Annotated in this window: 14 protein-coding genes; 1 reads left to right on the top strand and 13 read right to left on the bottom strand. The window is 61.4% G+C overall.

Features of this window, described 5'->3' with window-relative positions; all coding sequences use genetic code 11:
- Positions 1-72: 72 nt before the first annotated feature.
- From ACFZPT_RS14250 to flhA, 12 genes are all read right to left on the bottom strand, one after another.
- Positions 73-897, bottom strand: a complete 825-nt coding sequence (locus ACFZPT_RS14250) for a CheW domain-containing protein (protein ID WP_379555406.1) — start codon at positions 895-897, stop codon at positions 73-75.
- Positions 897-1,685: a ParA family protein gene (locus ACFZPT_RS14245; RefSeq protein WP_034099451.1), complete on the bottom strand. Its 789-nt coding sequence runs from the start codon at positions 1,683-1,685 to the stop codon at positions 897-899. The genes ACFZPT_RS14250 and ACFZPT_RS14245 overlap by 1 nt, the downstream gene beginning before the upstream one ends.
- A 51-nt stretch (positions 1,686-1,736) precedes the next feature.
- Entirely contained in the window at positions 1,737-2,624 is an 888-nt protein-coding gene (motD, locus tag ACFZPT_RS14240) for a flagellar motor protein MotD (protein WP_034099453.1), read from the bottom strand.
- Positions 2,625-2,639: 15 nt separating this feature from the next.
- A complete protein-coding gene (locus ACFZPT_RS14235; RefSeq protein WP_034099455.1) occupies positions 2,640-3,380 on the bottom strand; it encodes a flagellar motor protein in 741 nt (246 codons plus the stop codon).
- Positions 3,380-4,516: a chemotaxis response regulator protein-glutamate methylesterase gene (locus ACFZPT_RS14230; RefSeq protein WP_034099457.1), complete on the bottom strand. Its 1,137-nt coding sequence runs from the start codon at positions 4,514-4,516 to the stop codon at positions 3,380-3,382. Before ACFZPT_RS14230 ends, ACFZPT_RS14235 begins: the two co-directional genes overlap by 1 nt.
- Positions 4,517-4,564: 48 nt before the next feature.
- Complete coding sequence (locus tag ACFZPT_RS14225; RefSeq protein WP_034099459.1) at positions 4,565-6,808, bottom strand: chemotaxis protein CheA; 2,244 nt, start codon at positions 6,806-6,808, stop codon at positions 4,565-4,567.
- 11 nt (positions 6,809-6,819) lie between these two features.
- On the bottom strand, positions 6,820-7,608 hold the full coding sequence (locus tag ACFZPT_RS14220) for a protein phosphatase CheZ (protein ID WP_034114724.1): 789 nt from the start codon (positions 7,606-7,608) through the stop codon (positions 6,820-6,822).
- Positions 7,609-7,626: 18 nt separating this feature from the next.
- Entirely contained in the window at positions 7,627-8,001 is a 375-nt protein-coding gene (locus tag ACFZPT_RS14215) for a chemotaxis response regulator CheY (RefSeq protein WP_162276696.1), read from the bottom strand.
- Between the two features lie 169 nt (positions 8,002-8,170).
- Complete coding sequence (fliA, locus tag ACFZPT_RS14210; RefSeq protein ID WP_034099464.1) at positions 8,171-8,911, bottom strand: RNA polymerase sigma factor FliA; 741 nt, start codon at positions 8,909-8,911, stop codon at positions 8,171-8,173.
- Positions 8,908-9,741 carry a flagellar synthesis regulator FleN gene (gene fleN / locus ACFZPT_RS14205; protein WP_003192912.1) on the bottom strand — a complete coding sequence of 278 codons (834 nt, stop codon included), beginning with the start codon at positions 9,739-9,741 and terminating at the stop codon, positions 8,908-8,910. The genes fliA and fleN overlap by 4 nt, the downstream gene beginning before the upstream one ends.
- Positions 9,742-9,845: 104 nt before the next feature.
- Entirely contained in the window at positions 9,846-11,162 is a 1,317-nt protein-coding gene (flhF, locus tag ACFZPT_RS14200) for a flagellar biosynthesis protein FlhF (protein WP_034099465.1), read from the bottom strand.
- 12 nt (positions 11,163-11,174) lie between these two features.
- Entirely contained in the window at positions 11,175-13,289 is a 2,115-nt protein-coding gene (flhA, locus tag ACFZPT_RS14195) for a flagellar biosynthesis protein FlhA (RefSeq protein WP_221433504.1), read from the bottom strand.
- A gap of 581 nt (positions 13,290-13,870) precedes the next feature.
- Here flhA and ACFZPT_RS14190 point away from each other — a divergent pair.
- Positions 13,871-14,128, top strand: coding sequence for a DUF6124 family protein (locus ACFZPT_RS14190; RefSeq protein ID WP_099312019.1), 258 nt, complete (start codon positions 13,871-13,873; stop codon positions 14,126-14,128).
- A 192-nt stretch (positions 14,129-14,320) separates the two neighbouring features.
- Here the strand turns inward: ACFZPT_RS14190 and ACFZPT_RS14185 are convergent, their stop codons facing one another.
- Entirely contained in the window at positions 14,321-14,668 is a 348-nt protein-coding gene (locus ACFZPT_RS14185; protein ID WP_099312017.1) for an FKBP-type peptidyl-prolyl cis-trans isomerase, read from the bottom strand.
- Between the last annotated feature and the right edge of the window lie 124 nt (positions 14,669-14,792).

Genomic DNA, 14,792 nt, shown 5'->3' with positions numbered 1-14,792 from the left:
CTTCAAATGCCGTTGGATACGGCGTGTGTGCTTCATTCGCCAACCGCACACCCGTGCGGCCGGCGTGTTCAATCAACTGCGTTTGTTACCGGGCATCGACTTGACGGCGCCGCTGGCGATCAACTCGGCCAGTTCGGCGACGTCGAGCAACGCGCACATGTGTTCGATCACGGTGCCGGCCAGCCAAGGCCGCTGGCCCCGGTGGCTGCGCCATTTGATTTCGTTCGGGTCCAGGCGCAGCGAGCGGCTGACCTGATGCACCGCCAGCCCCCACTCGTAGCCCTGAACGGAAATAACGTATTGCAGGCCCTCGCGGAAATCGTCGCGGTAGCGGTCGGGCATCACCCAGCGCGCAGTGTCCAATACCTTGAGGTTGCCGGCCTGGCTGGGCAGGATGCCGAGGAACCACTCCGGCTGGCCGAACAGCGGCGTCAGCTCGTGACCTTCCAAAGAGTAGATCGAACCCAGGCACACCAGCGGCACCGCCAGGGTCAACCCGGCGACATCGAACAGCAGGCATTCGAAAGGCTCGGCGGCCCACGCCGGACGGTCATCGCCGCTCACCGACGGCGGCGTGATGCTCGGCGGCAGGTGCACGTCCACCACCGGCTCGATCACCACGGGCGCCGCCACCAACGGTTCCGCCGCCACAGGCTCCGCCACTACGGGTACGACCGGCGCGACAATCGGCGCTACGATCCGGGCGTCTCGGGCCTGCTCTTCCAGCACCGCCAGTTGGAATTCATCCAGCGTACTGCTGGGCTCAACCACCGGCTCCAGCACCAGAATCGGTTCCGGCAGCACCTCATCGGTGGCTTCCTGCAACAGGGCATCCAGGTAGGATTCCAGGGCCAGTTGCGGCCGGGTCTTGGTCTTGAGTTCGACAGGACGGTTCATCATGCCACCTGCGCCACGAGTTGCTGGGACAGCAAGTGTTTGAGCAACGCACGGTAGGCCATCACGCCACGACTCTTGCCATCGAACTGCGACGGCGTGAGCCCTGCGCGGCTGGCGTCACGCAGGCGCGTATCCACCGGAATGTAGCCTTGCCAGATGGTGTCCGGGTAGGCGTCGCGCAATACCCGCAGGGTGCCCAGCGACGCCTGGGTGCGGCGGTCGAACAGGGTCGGCACGATGCTGAACGGCAGCGGCTGTTTGCGCGAGCGATTGATCATCGCCAGGGTGCTGACCATACGCTCAAGGCCTTTGACAGCCAGGTGCTCGGTCTGCACCGGGATCACCAGTTGCTGGCTGGCGGCCAGCGCGTTGACCATCAGCACGCCCAGCAGCGGCGGGCTGTCGATAATGGCGTAGTCAAAGTCCTGCCACAGTTGCGCCAGGGTCTTGGCAATCACCAGGCCCAGGCCGCTCTGCCCTGGCGACTGACGCTCAAGGGTGGCCAGCGCGGTACTGGAAGGCAGCAGGGAAATGCTCTCATTGCTGGTGGGCAACAGCAGTTGCCCGGGCAGGTCGCCAGGCACGTTGCCCTTGTGCAGGAACAGGTCAAAGCAGCTGTGTTCCAGCGCATCCGGGTCGTAGCCGAAATAGCTGGTCATCGAGCCGTGGGGGTCCAAGTCCACCACGACCACACGCTTGCCCGCCTCGGCCAGCAAACCGGCCAGAGCGATGGAGGTGGTGGTCTTGCCGACTCCACCTTTTTGATTGGCAACTGCCCAGACTCTCATTCGGATGATTCCTCCCGGCAGGCACAGGCGCGACCGAGACATTGCATAACGTTATTGAGCCGGTGACGGAGAATTGACGGCACTCTGACCCACCGGCGGCTTAACCGCTGGCGGTGCAGTTTGTGTGCCAGCACGCCTCAAGGCCGCATCCGGTGTTGCATTGGCGGTGCCGGTGCCGGTCAGGCTGCGGCGCACATCCAGGTTGCGCGACACCACCAGCACTACCCGACGGTTGCGCGCGCGCCCTTCCAGCGTGGCGTTATTGGCCACTGGCTGGAATTCGCCATAGCCCACCGACGCCAGGCGCCCGGGGTTCACACCCTGCATCGCCAGCATGCGCACGATGCTCGCCGCGCGGGCCGAGGACAGTTCCCAGTTGGTGGGGTACTGCGCGGTGCTGATCGGAATATTGTCGGTAAAGCCTTCGACGTGAATCGGGTTCTCGAACGGCTTAAGGATCGCCGCCACTTTGTCGATGATGGTGAACGCCTGGTCGCTGGGCATCGCATCGGCGCTGGCGAACAGTAGGCTGGAATTCAGCTCGATCTCGACCCACAACTCATTGCCGCGCACGGTCATCTGGTTGGAACTGATCAGGTCGCCAAACGCCGCGCTGATGTCATCGGCGATGCTTTTCAACGGGTCGCTGGTTCCGCCCACGCCGGCGGCGGTCTCATCGCTGTCGTTGACCAGCGGCTTGGCCGGGGTCACGGTGCGGGGCCGCTCTTCGCCGATGGGAATCGGCTTGAGCGAACGGTCGGCGTCGTTGAACACCCCGATCAGCGCTTGGGAAATCACTTTGTACTTGCCTTCGTTGATCGACGAGATGGAGTACATCACCACGAAAAACGCGAACAGCAGGGTGATGAAGTCCGCGTAGGACACCAGCCAGCGTTCATGGTTGACGTGTTCTTCAGGCTCGCGACGGCGACGGCTCACAACCCATACCTCCCATCAATCCATGAAGCCCTGGAGCTTCAATTCGATGGAGCGCGGGTTCTCGCCCTCGGCAATCGACAGCAGACCTTCGAGCAACATTTCGCGGTACCGCGACTGGCGCGTGGCAATCGATTTGAGCTTGCTGGCCACCGGCAGCAACACCAGGTTGGCGCTCGCCACGCCGTAGATGGTGGCGACAAAGGCCACGGCAATGCCGCTGCCCAATTGCGACGGATCGGCCAGGTTGCCCATCACATGGATCAGGCCCATCACCGCACCGATGATGCCGATGGTCGGCGCGTAGCCGCCCATGCTTTCAAAGACTTTGGCGGCATTGATATCGCGGCTTTCCTGGGTGTAGAAATCCACCTCAAGGATGCTGCGGATCGCTTCCGGCTCGGCGCCGTCCACCAGCAACTGCAAGCCTTTGCGCGCGTAGCTGTCAGGCTCGGCATCGGCCACGCCTTCCAGGCCCAGCAGGCCTTCCTTGCGTGCGGTGAGGCTCCAGTTGACCACGCGATCGATGCCACCGGCCAAGTCCACACGGGGCGGGAAAATAATCCAGATCAGGATCTGCATGGCGCGCTTGAACGAACTCAACGGCGATTGCAGCAACGCGGCGCCCACCGTGCCGCCGATCACGATCAGCGCCGCTGGGCCGTTGGCCAGGGCGCCCAGGTGGCCGCCCTCCAGGTAGTTGCCGCCGATGATGGCGACAAATGCCATGGTGATGCCAATCAGACTCAAGACATCCATCAGAGGCAGGCCTCCACCAGATGCTTGCCGATGTCATCCAGGCTGTAGACGGCGTCGGCCAGGTTGGCTTTGACGATGGCCATGGGCATGCCATAGATCACGCAGCTGGCTTCGTCCTGGGCCCAGATCGCGCTACCGCCCTGCTTGAGCAGGCGCGCGCCTTCGCGGCCATCGGCGCCCATGCCGGTCAGGACCACCGCCAGAACTTTGTCGCCGTAAGACTTAGCGGCCGAACCAAAGGTGATGTCCACGCAGGGTTTGTAGTTGAGGCGTTCGTCACCCGGCAGGATTTTGATCGCACCCCGGCCGTCGACCATCATCTGCTTGCCGCCCGGGGCCAGCAGCGCCAGGCCGGGCCGCAGGATGTCGCCATCCTCGGCTTCCTTGACGCTGATGCGGCACAGCTTGTCCAGGCGCTCGGCAAACGCCTTGGTGAACGCGGCCGGCATGTGCTGGATCAACACGATCGGCGCCGGAAAGTTGGCCGGCAATTGGGTCAGCACGCGCTGCAACGCCACCGGGCCACCGGTAGAGGTGCCGATGGCGACCAGTTTGTAGGCCTTGCGCTTGGGCGCCGGGGACTGGGCCGTTGCCGCTGGCGCAGACGCACGCACAGGTGCCGCTGCGGGGCGGGCAACCGGTGCGGGCGCGGGGCGCCCGAACGTCGAGGCACTCGCTGGCGCCGGTGCTGCAACAGGTGTCGGGGCCGGCGCGGGGGCGCTGAACAGGCTGCGACGGTTGCTGCGGGAAATGCTGTGGACTTTCTCGCACAGCAGTTGCTTGACCTTCTCGGGGTTGCGCGAGATGTCCTCGAAATTCTTCGGCAGGAAGTCCACAGCCCCTGCATCCAGCGCGTCGAGGGTCACTCGGGCGCCTTCATGGGTCAGCGAGGAGAACATCAACACCGGAGTCGGGCAGCGCTGCATGATGTGCCGCACAGCCGTGATACCGTCCATCATGGGCATCTCGTAGTCCATGGTGATGACATCTGGCTTCAACGCAATGGCTTGATCAATCGCCTCTTTACCGTTGGTGGCCGTGCCGACCACCTGGATGCTTGGATCGGCGGAAAGAATTTCCGAGACGCGGCGGCGGAAGAAACCCGAATCGTCCACCACCAGGACCTTGACTGCCATAAACACTCCGTTAGGCGGGGCGGGCAATACCGCCCTGCCCCGCCAGAATCAAATACGCCGAGCGGCGTAACGCTTGAGCATGCTCGGAACATCGAGAATCAGCGCGATCCGACCGTCACCGGTGATGGTCGCACCCGACATGCCCGGGGTTCCCTGCAGCATTTTGCCCAAAGGCTTGATGACCACTTCTTCCTGGCCGACCAACTGATCGACCACAAAGCCGATGCGTTGAGTGCCCACGGAGAGAATCACCACATGGCCTTCGCGCTGTTCTTCATGGGCCGCCGAAGCCACCAGCCAGCGCTTGAGATAGAACAGCGGCAAGGCCTTGTCGCGCACGATCACCACTTCCTGGCCGTCCACCACGTTGGTGCGCGACAGGTCGAGGTGGAAGATCTCGTTGACGTTGACCAACGGGAAGGCGAACGCCTGGTTGCCCAGCATCACCATCAGGGTCGGCATGATCGCCAGGGTCAACGGCACCTTGATGACGATCTTCGAGCCCTGGCCCTTGGTCGAGTAGATATTGATCGAACCGTTGAGCTGGCTGATCTTGGTCTTGACCACGTCCATGCCCACGCCACGGCCCGACACGTCGGAGATCTCGGTTTTGGTAGAGAAGCCTGGGGCGAAGATCAGGTTGTAGCACTCGGTGTCGGTCAGGCGGTCGGCGGCGTCTTTGTCCATCACGCCACGCTTGACCGCGATGTTACGCAGGATGGCCGGGTCCATGCCTTTGCCGTCGTCGGTAATCGACAGCAGGATATGGTCGCCTTCTTGCTCGGCCGCCAGGATCACTTTGCCGCCACGGGACTTGCCCGAGGCTTCGCGTTCTTCCGGGGTTTCCACGCCGTGGTCGACGGCGTTACGCACCAAGTGGACCAGCGGGTCGGCCAGGGCCTCGACGAGGTTTTTGTCGAGGTCGGTCTCTTCGCCCACCAACTCCAGGTTGATCTCTTTCTTCAACTGACGCGCCAGGTCGCGAACCAGGCGTGGGAAGCGGCCGAAGACTTTCTTGATCGGCTGCATCCGCGTCTTCATCACCGCGGTTTGCAGGTCGGCGGTAACCACGTCGAGGTTCGACACGGCCTTTTGCATGGACTCATCGCCACTGCTCAGGCCCAGGCGCACCAGGCGGTTACGCACCAGCACCAGTTCGCCGACCATGTTCATGATGTCGTCCAGGCGCGCGGTATCGACCCGCACGGTGGTTTCGGCTTCACTGGCAGGCTTGTCGGCCACCGGCGCGGCGGCAGCAGCCCGGGCGGGTGCCGCAGCCGGAGCGGCCGCTGCGGGCTTGGGCGCTGCGGCAGGCGCCGCGGCCTTGGCGGCGACCGGTGCAGGTTTGGCGGCGGTAGCGGCGGCCGCAGAAGCGGCCGGCGCAGGCACTTCGCTGAATTTGCCCTTGCCGTGCAAATCATCCAGCAACGCTTCGAATTCATGATCGGTGATCAGCCCGTCACCGGCAGGTGCCGCAGCGGCTGCCGGCTTGGCATCAGCCGGCGCGGCGGCGGTGGCCGCGACTTCCGGCAACGCGTCGGCGGCAAAGGTACCCTTGCCGTGCAACTGGTCGAGCAACGCTTCGAACTCGTCGTCGGTGATATCGGTGCTGGCAGCCGCAGCGGCCGGTGCAGGCGGCGCGGCGGCAGGCGCCACGGCATCGGCGGCGAACTGGCCTTTGCCATGCAACTGATCGAGCAGCGACTCGAATTCGGCGTCGGTTATGTCTTCGCTGGTCGGAGCGTCAACCGGGGCCGGGGCCGCAGCGGCCGGCGCTTCGGCTTCGGCCTTGACCGCGCTGAGGGAGCTGAGCAGCTGTTCGAATTCACTGTCGGTCACGTCCGGTTCCGGCGCCGGTTCAGGCTCCGGCACGGCCTCGACCACGGGCTCCGCCGACAGGTCGGCAGGCTCTGCATAGCGCGCCAGGGCGGCCAGCAGTTCCGGGGTGGCGGCAGTGATCGGCGCACGTTCGCGCACTTGGCCGAACATGCCGTTGACCGCATCGAGTGCTTCGAGAATCACGTCCATCAACTCCGAGTCGACGTGCCGCTCACCCTTGCGCAGGATGTCGAACACGTTCTCGGCGATGTGGCAGCACTCCACCAGCTCATGGAGCTGGAGGAAGCCGGCGCCCCCTTTTACAGTATGAAAACCGCGAAAAATTGCATTGAGCAGGTTCGCATCATCCGGGCGGCTTTCCAGCTCGACCAGTTGTTCGGACAGTTGCTCTAAAATTTCGCCGGCCTCTACAAGGAAATCCTGAAGGATCTCTTCATCGGCGCCGAAGCTCATGTGGGTGCTCCTTAGAAGCCTAAACTGGATAACAGGTCATCTACGTCATCCTGACCTGACACAACGTCTTCACGTTTATCGGCATGAATCTGCGGACCTTCACCCTTGGCGAGATGTTTTTGTGGATCTTTTTCCGAGAGGATCGCTGCGCGGTCATGTTCGATGCCGGCGAAACGGTCAACCTGACCGGCCATGAGCACCAGTTTGAGCAAGTTGCTTTCCACTTCGGTGACCAATTGCGTCACGCGCTTGATCACCTGACCGGTCAGGTCCTGGTAATCCTGAGCCAGCAGAATATCGTTGAGGTTGCTGGACACCGTGCGGTTGTCCTGCTCGCTGCGTGACAAGAACCCTTCGACCCGGCGCGCCAGCTCGCGGAACTCTTCAGCCCCCACTTCCCGGCGCATAAAACGACCCCAGTCGGCATTCAGGGCCTGAGCTTCGGTGGCCATGCCGTTGACCAGAGGCGTGGCGTTTTCCACCAGGTCCATGGTGCGGTTGGCCGCGGCCTCGGTCAGCCTGACCACATAGGACAGGCGTTCGGTGGCATCCGTGATCTGCGAGATTTCTTCGGCCTGGGGCATGTGCGGGTCAATCTGGAAATTGACGATTGCACTGTGCAGCTCGCGTGTGAGCTTGCCCACTTCCTGGTACAGGCCTCGGTCACGGGTCTGATTGAGCTCATGGATCAACTGCACCGCGTCGCCGAAATGGCCTTTTTCAAGACTGTCGACCAGTTGGTGAGCATGTTTTTTCAGGGTGGACTCAAAGTCTCCCTGTGACGTTTCTTGATGCTCCATAGCTCCCCCGCGATGGCATTAGCCGTGGATGCGTTCGAAGATTTTTTCGATCTTCTCTTTCAACGCCTGTGCAGTGAATGGCTTGACCACATAACCGTTAACACCGGCCTGGGCGGCCTCGATGATCTGCTCGCGCTTGGCTTCGGCGGTTACCATCAGCACCGGCAGGTTGCGCAGTTTTTCATCGGCGCGCACCCAGCGCAGCAGGTCGATACCGGTCATGCCCGGCATGTTCCAGTCCGTCACCAGAAAGTCGATGCCTCCGCTGTTGAGGATCGGCTGTGCAGTAATGCCATCGTCCGCCTCGACCGTGTTGGTGAACCCAAGGTCACGCAACAGGTTTTTTATGATCCGCCGCATCGTTGAGAAGTCATCAACGATGAGGATTTTCATGTTCTTGTCCAATTCGACCTCCAAGCAGTCTTAAACGCGCCCAGCACCTGGACGCGCCATTTCAATCAACAGGCATTACACAAAAAGGACTGCCGGGGCCACCACGGGCCGAACCCGCGCAGGCCAATCGCCCCCGCGGTATCGCTCTGCAGTGTCCCCACACTGCCTGTCAGCGCGCTCGCCACTCTCCCAAACGCCCCCGCAAGCGGGCGGCGCACTGGCTGTGCAACTGGCTGACTCGCGATTCGCTGACCCCCAGGACCTCACCGATTTCCTTGAGGTTCAGCTCTTCGTCGTAGTACAGCGCCAACACCAATCGTTCACGCTCCGGCAAATTGGCGATCGCGTCCGCCAACGCCCCCTGGAAACGCGCATCTTCCAGGTCGCGCGACGGCTCCATGTGAGCGCTCGCGCCGTCCTCGTGCAGCCCTTCGTGTTCGCCGTCCTGCAGCAGGTCGTCGAAACTGAACAGGCGGCTGCCCAAGGTATCGTTCAAAATCCCGTAATAATCGTCGAGACTCAATTGGAGTTCGGCCGCAACTTCATGATCTTTAGCGTCGCGACCGGTTTTTGCTTCAATTGCACGAATTGCGTCACTGACCATGCGCGTATTGCGGTGCACCGAACGGGGTGCCCAATCACCTTTGCGCACTTCATCGAGCATCGCCCCACGGATACGGATACCCGCATAGGTCTCGAAACTCGCGCCCTTGGTTGCGTCGTACTTGGTCGACACTTCGAGCAGGCCGATCATGCCGGCCTGAATCAAATCTTCGACCTGCACGCTGGCAGGCAACCGGGCCAGCAAGTGGTAGGCAATGCGCTTGACCAGGGGCGCATAGCGCTCGATCAGTTCACCCTGGCTGTCACGCGCCGATTTCTTATAGAGGTTGTAGCCGCTCGATGTCATAGCACTGGTCCTGCGCTCGTCTGATGCACCAATCGCTCGACGAAAAACTCCAGATGCCCGCGCGGGTTGGCGGGCAAAGGCCAGGTATCGACCTTCTGAGCAATAGCCTTGAACGCCAAGGCGCATTTCGAACGAGGGAATGCTTCGTAGACCGCACGCTGCTTTTGCACGGCCTTGCGCACACACTCGTCGTAGGGAACTGCGCCGACGTATTGTAAGGCGACATCGAGAAAGCGATCCGTGACCTTGGTCAACTTGGCGAACAGGTTGCGTCCTTCCTGGGGGCTCTGGGCCATGTTGGCCAGGACGCGGAAGCGGTTCATGCCGTAGTCACGGTTAAGGAGTTTGATCAGGGCGTAGGCGTCGGTGATCGAGGTGGGTTCGTCGCAGACCACCAGCAGCACTTCCTGCGCGGCGCGCACAAAGCTGACCACGGATTCGCCGATCCCGGCGGCGGTGTCGATCACCAGCACGTCGAGGTTGTCGCCGATATCGCTGAACGCCTGAATCAGGCCGGCATGCTGCGCCGGGCTCAGGTGCACCATGCTTTGGGTACCGGAAGCGGCCGGCACGATGCGGATCCCGCCAGGGCCCTGCAGCAGCACGTCGCGCAGCTCACAGCGTCCCTCGATCACATCGGCCAGGGTGTGTTTGGGCGTCAGACCCAGCAGAACGTCGACGTTCGCCAGCCCCAGGTCAGCGTCCAGCAGCATGACGCGACGGCCAAGCTCTGCCAGCGCCAGGGACAAATTCACTGACACGTTCGTTTTTCCGACGCCACCTTTGCCGCCGGTCACCGCGATCACCTGTACGGGATGCATGCTGCCCATTTTATTTCTTTACCTTGTCTTGCTTAGACGCAGGCTACATGGCTTGGCCGCGTGAATCGCTTGCAGACCATCGATGTAGGTACATTGCATTGTGTTCATGTTGCTCAGCCCACCCGTTTTGCCGGGCTGTGGTAAAGATCAGCGAACATATCGGCCATCGCTTCCTCGCTCGGCTCGTCTTGCATTTGCACGCTGACTGCACGGCTGACCAACTGATGACGGCGCGGCAGATGCAGATCATCCGGGATCCGCGGCCCGTCGGTCAGGTAGGCGACCGGTAACGCATGACCGATAGCCAGGCTCAACACTTCGCCCAGGCTGGCGGTTTCGTCCAGTTTAGTCAGGATGCAACCGGCCAGCCCGCAGCGCTTGTAGCTGTGGTAGGCAGCGGTAAGAACCTGTTTCTGGCTGGTGGTTGCAAGCACCAGATAATTTTTTGACTTGATGCCACGCCCGGCCAGGCTTTCCAACTGCATGCGCAGTGCCGGATCGCTGGCTTGCAGGCCGGCGGTGTCGATCAACACCACACGTTTGCGCAGCAGCGGGTCGAGGGCGTTGGCCAGGGATTGGCCCGGATCGACGTGAGTCACCGGCACATTCAGGATGCGCCCCAGGGTCTTGAGTTGTTCCTGGGCACCGATACGGTAGCTGTCCATGCTCACCAGCGCGATGTTATGCGCGCCGTACTTGAGCACATAGCGCGCCGCCAGTTTGGCCAGGGTGGTGGTCTTGCCCATGCCGGCGGGGCCGACCATGGCGATCACACCGCCCTCTTCCAGAGGTTCGATTTCCGGGGTGACGATCATGCGGGCCAAGTGGGCCAGCAGCATGCGCCAGGCTTGGCGCGGCTCAGCGATTTCAGTGGTCAGGGCCAGCAGGTCGCGGGACAACGGGCCGGACAGGCCGATGCGTTGCAGGCGACGCCACAGGTTGGCTTGCTGCGGCTTGCTGCCTTGCAGTTGGGTCCAGGCCAGGGAGCCCAGTTGCACTTCCAGCAGCTCGCGCAGGCCGTTGAGTTCAAAGCGCATCGAATCGAATACGCGCTGGTCGATCGCGGCGGCCGGTGCCGGCGCGGCGGGACGCGGTGGCTCGACGAAGGTTGGTTCCACCAACGGCTCGGCGGCGGTCAGTGGCAGCCCGGCGAACAACTGGCGATTGGTGGTGGCATCGCTGTCGCCACGCATGCTCAGTTCAGCCTGGGCCGAGACGATGCGCGATGCGGTCTTGCGCAGTTCATCTTCGAGTTCCATGTTGGGAACGCGCGGCGCCAGCGCCGAGGGGGTGTAGTCCAGGGCAGCCGTCAGCTCGACACCGCCGGCAATGCGACGGTTACCGATAATCGCGGCATCGGCGCCCAGCTCATCACGGACCAGTTTCATGGCCTGACGCATATCGGCGGCGAAAAAACGCTTCACTTGCATAACCCACTACCCTCAGCCGTTGGGCCCTACTGTCGCGACGATAGTCACTTGCTTGTTGTCAGGAATTTCCTGGTAAGCCAAAACGTGCAAATTCGGTACTGCCAGGCGTCCAAACCGCGACAACATCGCTCGGACCGGGCCCGCCACCAGCAGAATCACCGGTTGGCCCTGCATTTCCTGACGCTGTGCTGCGTCGATCAACGAACGCTGCAGTTTTTCAGCCATGCTTGGCTCCAGCAGAACGCCCTCTTCCTGGCCTTGTCCTGCCTTCTGAATACTATTGAGCAATATTTGTTCCAACCTTGGTTCCAAGGTGATCACAGGCAGCTCGGAGTCAAGCCCTACAATGCTTTGCACGATGGCGCGCGACAATCCGACGCGCACTGCCGCCACCAGCGCGGCGGTATCTTGACTCTTGGCGGCGTTGTTGGCGATGGCTTCGGCAATGCTGCGGATGTCGCGCACCGGCACCTGTTCGGCCAGCAGCGCTTGCAACACTTTGAGCAATTGCGACAACGACAGCACGCCCGGCACCAGTTCTTCGGCGAGTTTTGGCGAGGCTTTGCCGAGCAACCCCATCAATTGCTGGACTTCCTCGTGGCCGATCAGCTCGTGGGAGTGCTTGTAGAGGATCTGGTTGAGGTGGGTGGCAACTACCGTGCTGGCGTCCACCACGGTGTAACCCAGGGACTGTGCCTGGCTGCGCTGGCTGATTTCGATCCACACCGCGTCCAGGCCAAAAGCCGGATCTTTGGCGGTAATGCCATTGAGGCTGCCGAACACCTGCCCGGGATTGATCGCCAGTTCGCGGTCGGGGTAGATCTCGGCTTCGGCCAGGATCACGCCCATCAGGGTCAAGCGGTAAGCGCTGGGGGCCAGGTCGAGGTTGTCGCGGATGTGTACGGTGGGCATCAAAAAGCCCAGGTCCTGGGACAACTTTTTGCGCACACCCTTGATCCGCGCGAGCAATTGGCCGCCTTGGTTGCGGTCGACCAACGGGATGAGGCGGTAGCCGACTTCCAGGCCGATCATGTCGATCGGGGTCACGTCATCCCAGCCAAGCTCCTTGGTTTCCTGGGCGCGGGCCGGGGATGGCAGCAGTTCCTGCTGACGGACGATCTCTTGCTGGGCCTGTACTTTGACCATGTTCTGTTTTTTCCAGAACAGGTAGGCGGCGCCGCCGGCCAGCGCGGCCATGGTCAGGAACGACACATGGGGCATGCCCGGCACGACGCCCATGATCGCCATGATGCCAGCCGCTACGGCCAACGCCTTGGGCGACGCGAACATCTGCCGGCTGATCTGCTTGCCCATGTCTTCGGAGCCCGAAGCACGGGTCACCATGATCGCGGCTGCTGTTGATAACAACAGTGATGGCAATTGCGCCACTAAACCGTCACCGATGGTCAGCAAGGCGTACACCTTACCCGCATCGCCGAAACTCATGCCGTGCTGGAACATGCCGACAGCGACGCCGCCGATGAGGTTGATGAACAGAATCAACAGGCCGGCGATGGCGTCACCGCGCACGAATTTGCTGGCACCGTCCATAGAACCGTAGAACTCGGCTTCCTGGGCCACTTCCAAGCGGCGGGTCTTAGCCTGGTTCTGGTCGATCAGGCCGGCGTTGAGGTCGGCGTCGATGGCCATCTGTTTGCCGGGCATGGCGTCGAGGGTAAAGCGCGCGCTCACCTCGGAGATCCGCCCGGCACCTTTGGTCACCACCACGAAGTTGATGATCATGAGGATTGCGAACACCACAATACCGACCACGTAGTTGCCGCCGATCACCACTTCACCGAAGGCCTGGATCACCTTACCGGCAGCGGCGTGGCCGTCCTGACCGTGGAGCATCACCACACGGGTGGACGCCACGTTCAGCGCCAGGCGCAACAGGGTCGCCACCAACAGGATGGTGGGGAACACCGCAAAATCCAGCGGCCGCAGGGCATACACACACACCAGCAGCACCACCACGGACAGCGCGATGTTGAAGGTGAAGAACACGTCCAGCAGAAACGGCGGCATCGGCAACATCATCATTGCCAGCATCACCAGCAACAGCAACGGCACACCCAGATTGCCCCGCGACAGGTCAGTCAGGGTGCCACGGGCCGTACTGAGCATTTGAGAGCGATCCACCACCGGTATTCCTCGTTTCCTTGAAGCAAACTTTTGACGCCAGCTGGCGACTTGCAGGCGGTGTTGCAAGAAGCCTTCCAACTTTGCTTTTAGTTTCGGACCTCCTCATAAAGGACACAATCCAGCGGGTATAAATCGATTGGACTGTGGGAGGGGGCTTGCTCCCGATTGCTGAGTTGTCAGGCACTGATGTTTTGACTGATCCGCCACTATCGGGGGCAAGCCCCCTCCCACATTTTGAGCTGTGCACAGCCGGGGCTATCGAGGAAATTTCTGACAAGGATTTGGGGTTGCCCCCTAGGAGCTGCGCTCTCTAGTCTCCGAACACCACTGCAAAAGCAGCGGACGGGCGTCGCGGCCCGTTTTACTACGGAACAAAAGCACCATCTCCCTTTCAGTAAGCGGTTTTTTATCGTCTACTGTGCGGCGTTATGGCGGCTGTGCGCGGGATACCTTCGGGTATGCCGGGTTCCTTGGTAACCGGTCCGCGAACCTGTGCACAGCTGCCACCTTCCATCGCGTCGCGGCGATCTGTGGCAGCTTCACCTTTACCGAGGAACTTCACAATGATCAAACCCACCCCAAATCCTCCGACCACAGTACTCTTCACCGTCATCAACGGCATCAGCACCGAAGACCTCCTGGTCAACCTCAGCGAAACCCTCGCCTCGGCCAACGCGCTGAGCTGTAACTTGGCCTTTGACCTGGAAGGCTCGAAACGAGAGCAATTGCTGGGAGTGGCGCAGTTGATCGAACTGGCGCAGTTACTGGCGGATCGTGTGCACACTGGCGCCGCAATAACGACCGCAGCAAGCAACGGATAATTCGGACCCAATGTGGGGCTTGCCCCGATGGCGGTATCATTCACCTACTCAGGGTCTGACACACTGCAATCTGGGGCAATCCCTTTCCACACTTTCGAACGGGGGTAAGCTTTTAAAGAGGTCGTATATTCCCGGACTGCGGGTCTTTGTGACCTTGCGAGATGTCATATTCCTCTGGCAGTGAGAGAACAATCAAACACCGAGCAATTCCACATCAAAGCAGAGTGTTGCATTTGGTGGGATTACCCCCCCAGCGCCCCTTGCCCCATACCCAAGCTGAGGAGGGATGATTAACCTTCGCTGCCCGCCGACCTTCATTCCTTGCACACCCTCGTCCCACCCACGAATAACTTGACCCGCACCCAATGCAAACACGAATGGCTGGTTGCGATCACGGCTCGAGTCAAACTTGGCCCCTTGTACGCCATTTTCCCAAAGCCAACCCGTGTAATGAACGCGGACACGCTGGCCAGCCTTGGCTTCAACACCTTCACCCTCTGTCGTGTCCTCATACTGAAGACCGCTGTCGGTAGTGATCATCAGAAATCCCTCCTTCCTCAACAAGATTTACGCACAACGTGCGCGTTCCGCCCCATCAGATCGCGATACCGTGGCGGCGGCTACTGTTAAAGTTGACAGGTAGCAAGTACAACTCACTAGCAAA

Origin of the sequence: Pseudomonas sp. MD330_10, assembly GCF_042610415.1 — a bacterium.
GTDB classification, from domain to species: Bacteria; Pseudomonadota; Gammaproteobacteria; order Pseudomonadales; family Pseudomonadaceae; genus Aquipseudomonas; species Aquipseudomonas rhodesiae.
The sequence above is the reverse complement of the archived record's forward strand: the minus strand, read 5'-3'. Positions and strand labels throughout refer to the sequence as shown.

What these genes read in the sequence shown, in the direction of transcription:
- ACFZPT_RS14250 (WP_379555406.1), bottom strand. Translation starts at nt 897, where the DNA reads ATGAACCGTCCTGTCGAACTCAAGACCAAGACCCGGCCGCAACTGGCC.
- ACFZPT_RS14245 (WP_034099451.1), bottom strand. Translation starts at nt 1,685, where the DNA reads ATGAGAGTCTGGGCAGTTGCCAATCAAAAAGGTGGAGTCGGCAAGACC.
- ACFZPT_RS14235 (WP_034099455.1), bottom strand. Translation starts at nt 3,380, where the DNA reads ATGGATGTCTTGAGTCTGATTGGCATCACCATGGCATTTGTCGCCATC.
- ACFZPT_RS14230 (WP_034099457.1), bottom strand. Translation starts at nt 4,516, where the DNA reads ATGGCAGTCAAGGTCCTGGTGGTGGACGATTCGGGTTTCTTCCGCCGC.
- ACFZPT_RS14225 (WP_034099459.1), bottom strand. Translation starts at nt 6,808, where the DNA reads ATGAGCTTCGGCGCCGATGAAGAGATCCTTCAGGATTTCCTTGTAGAG.
- ACFZPT_RS14220 (WP_034114724.1), bottom strand. Translation starts at nt 7,608, where the DNA reads ATGGAGCATCAAGAAACGTCACAGGGAGACTTTGAGTCCACCCTGAAA.
- ACFZPT_RS14215 (WP_162276696.1), bottom strand. Translation starts at nt 8,001, where the DNA reads ATGAAAATCCTCATCGTTGATGACTTCTCAACGATGCGGCGGATCATA.
- fliA (WP_034099464.1), bottom strand. Translation starts at nt 8,911, where the DNA reads ATGACATCGAGCGGCTACAACCTCTATAAGAAATCGGCGCGTGACAGC.
- fleN (WP_003192912.1), bottom strand. Translation starts at nt 9,741, where the DNA reads ATGGGCAGCATGCATCCCGTACAGGTGATCGCGGTGACCGGCGGCAAA.
- flhF (WP_034099465.1), bottom strand. Translation starts at nt 11,162, where the DNA reads ATGCAAGTGAAGCGTTTTTTCGCCGCCGATATGCGTCAGGCCATGAAA.
- flhA (WP_221433504.1), bottom strand. Translation starts at nt 13,289, where the DNA reads ATGCTCAGTACGGCCCGTGGCACCCTGACTGACCTGTCGCGGGGCAAT.
- ACFZPT_RS14190 (WP_099312019.1), top strand. Translation starts at nt 13,871, where the DNA reads ATGATCAAACCCACCCCAAATCCTCCGACCACAGTACTCTTCACCGTC.
- ACFZPT_RS14185 (WP_099312017.1), bottom strand. Translation starts at nt 14,668, where the DNA reads ATGATCACTACCGACAGCGGTCTTCAGTATGAGGACACGACAGAGGGT.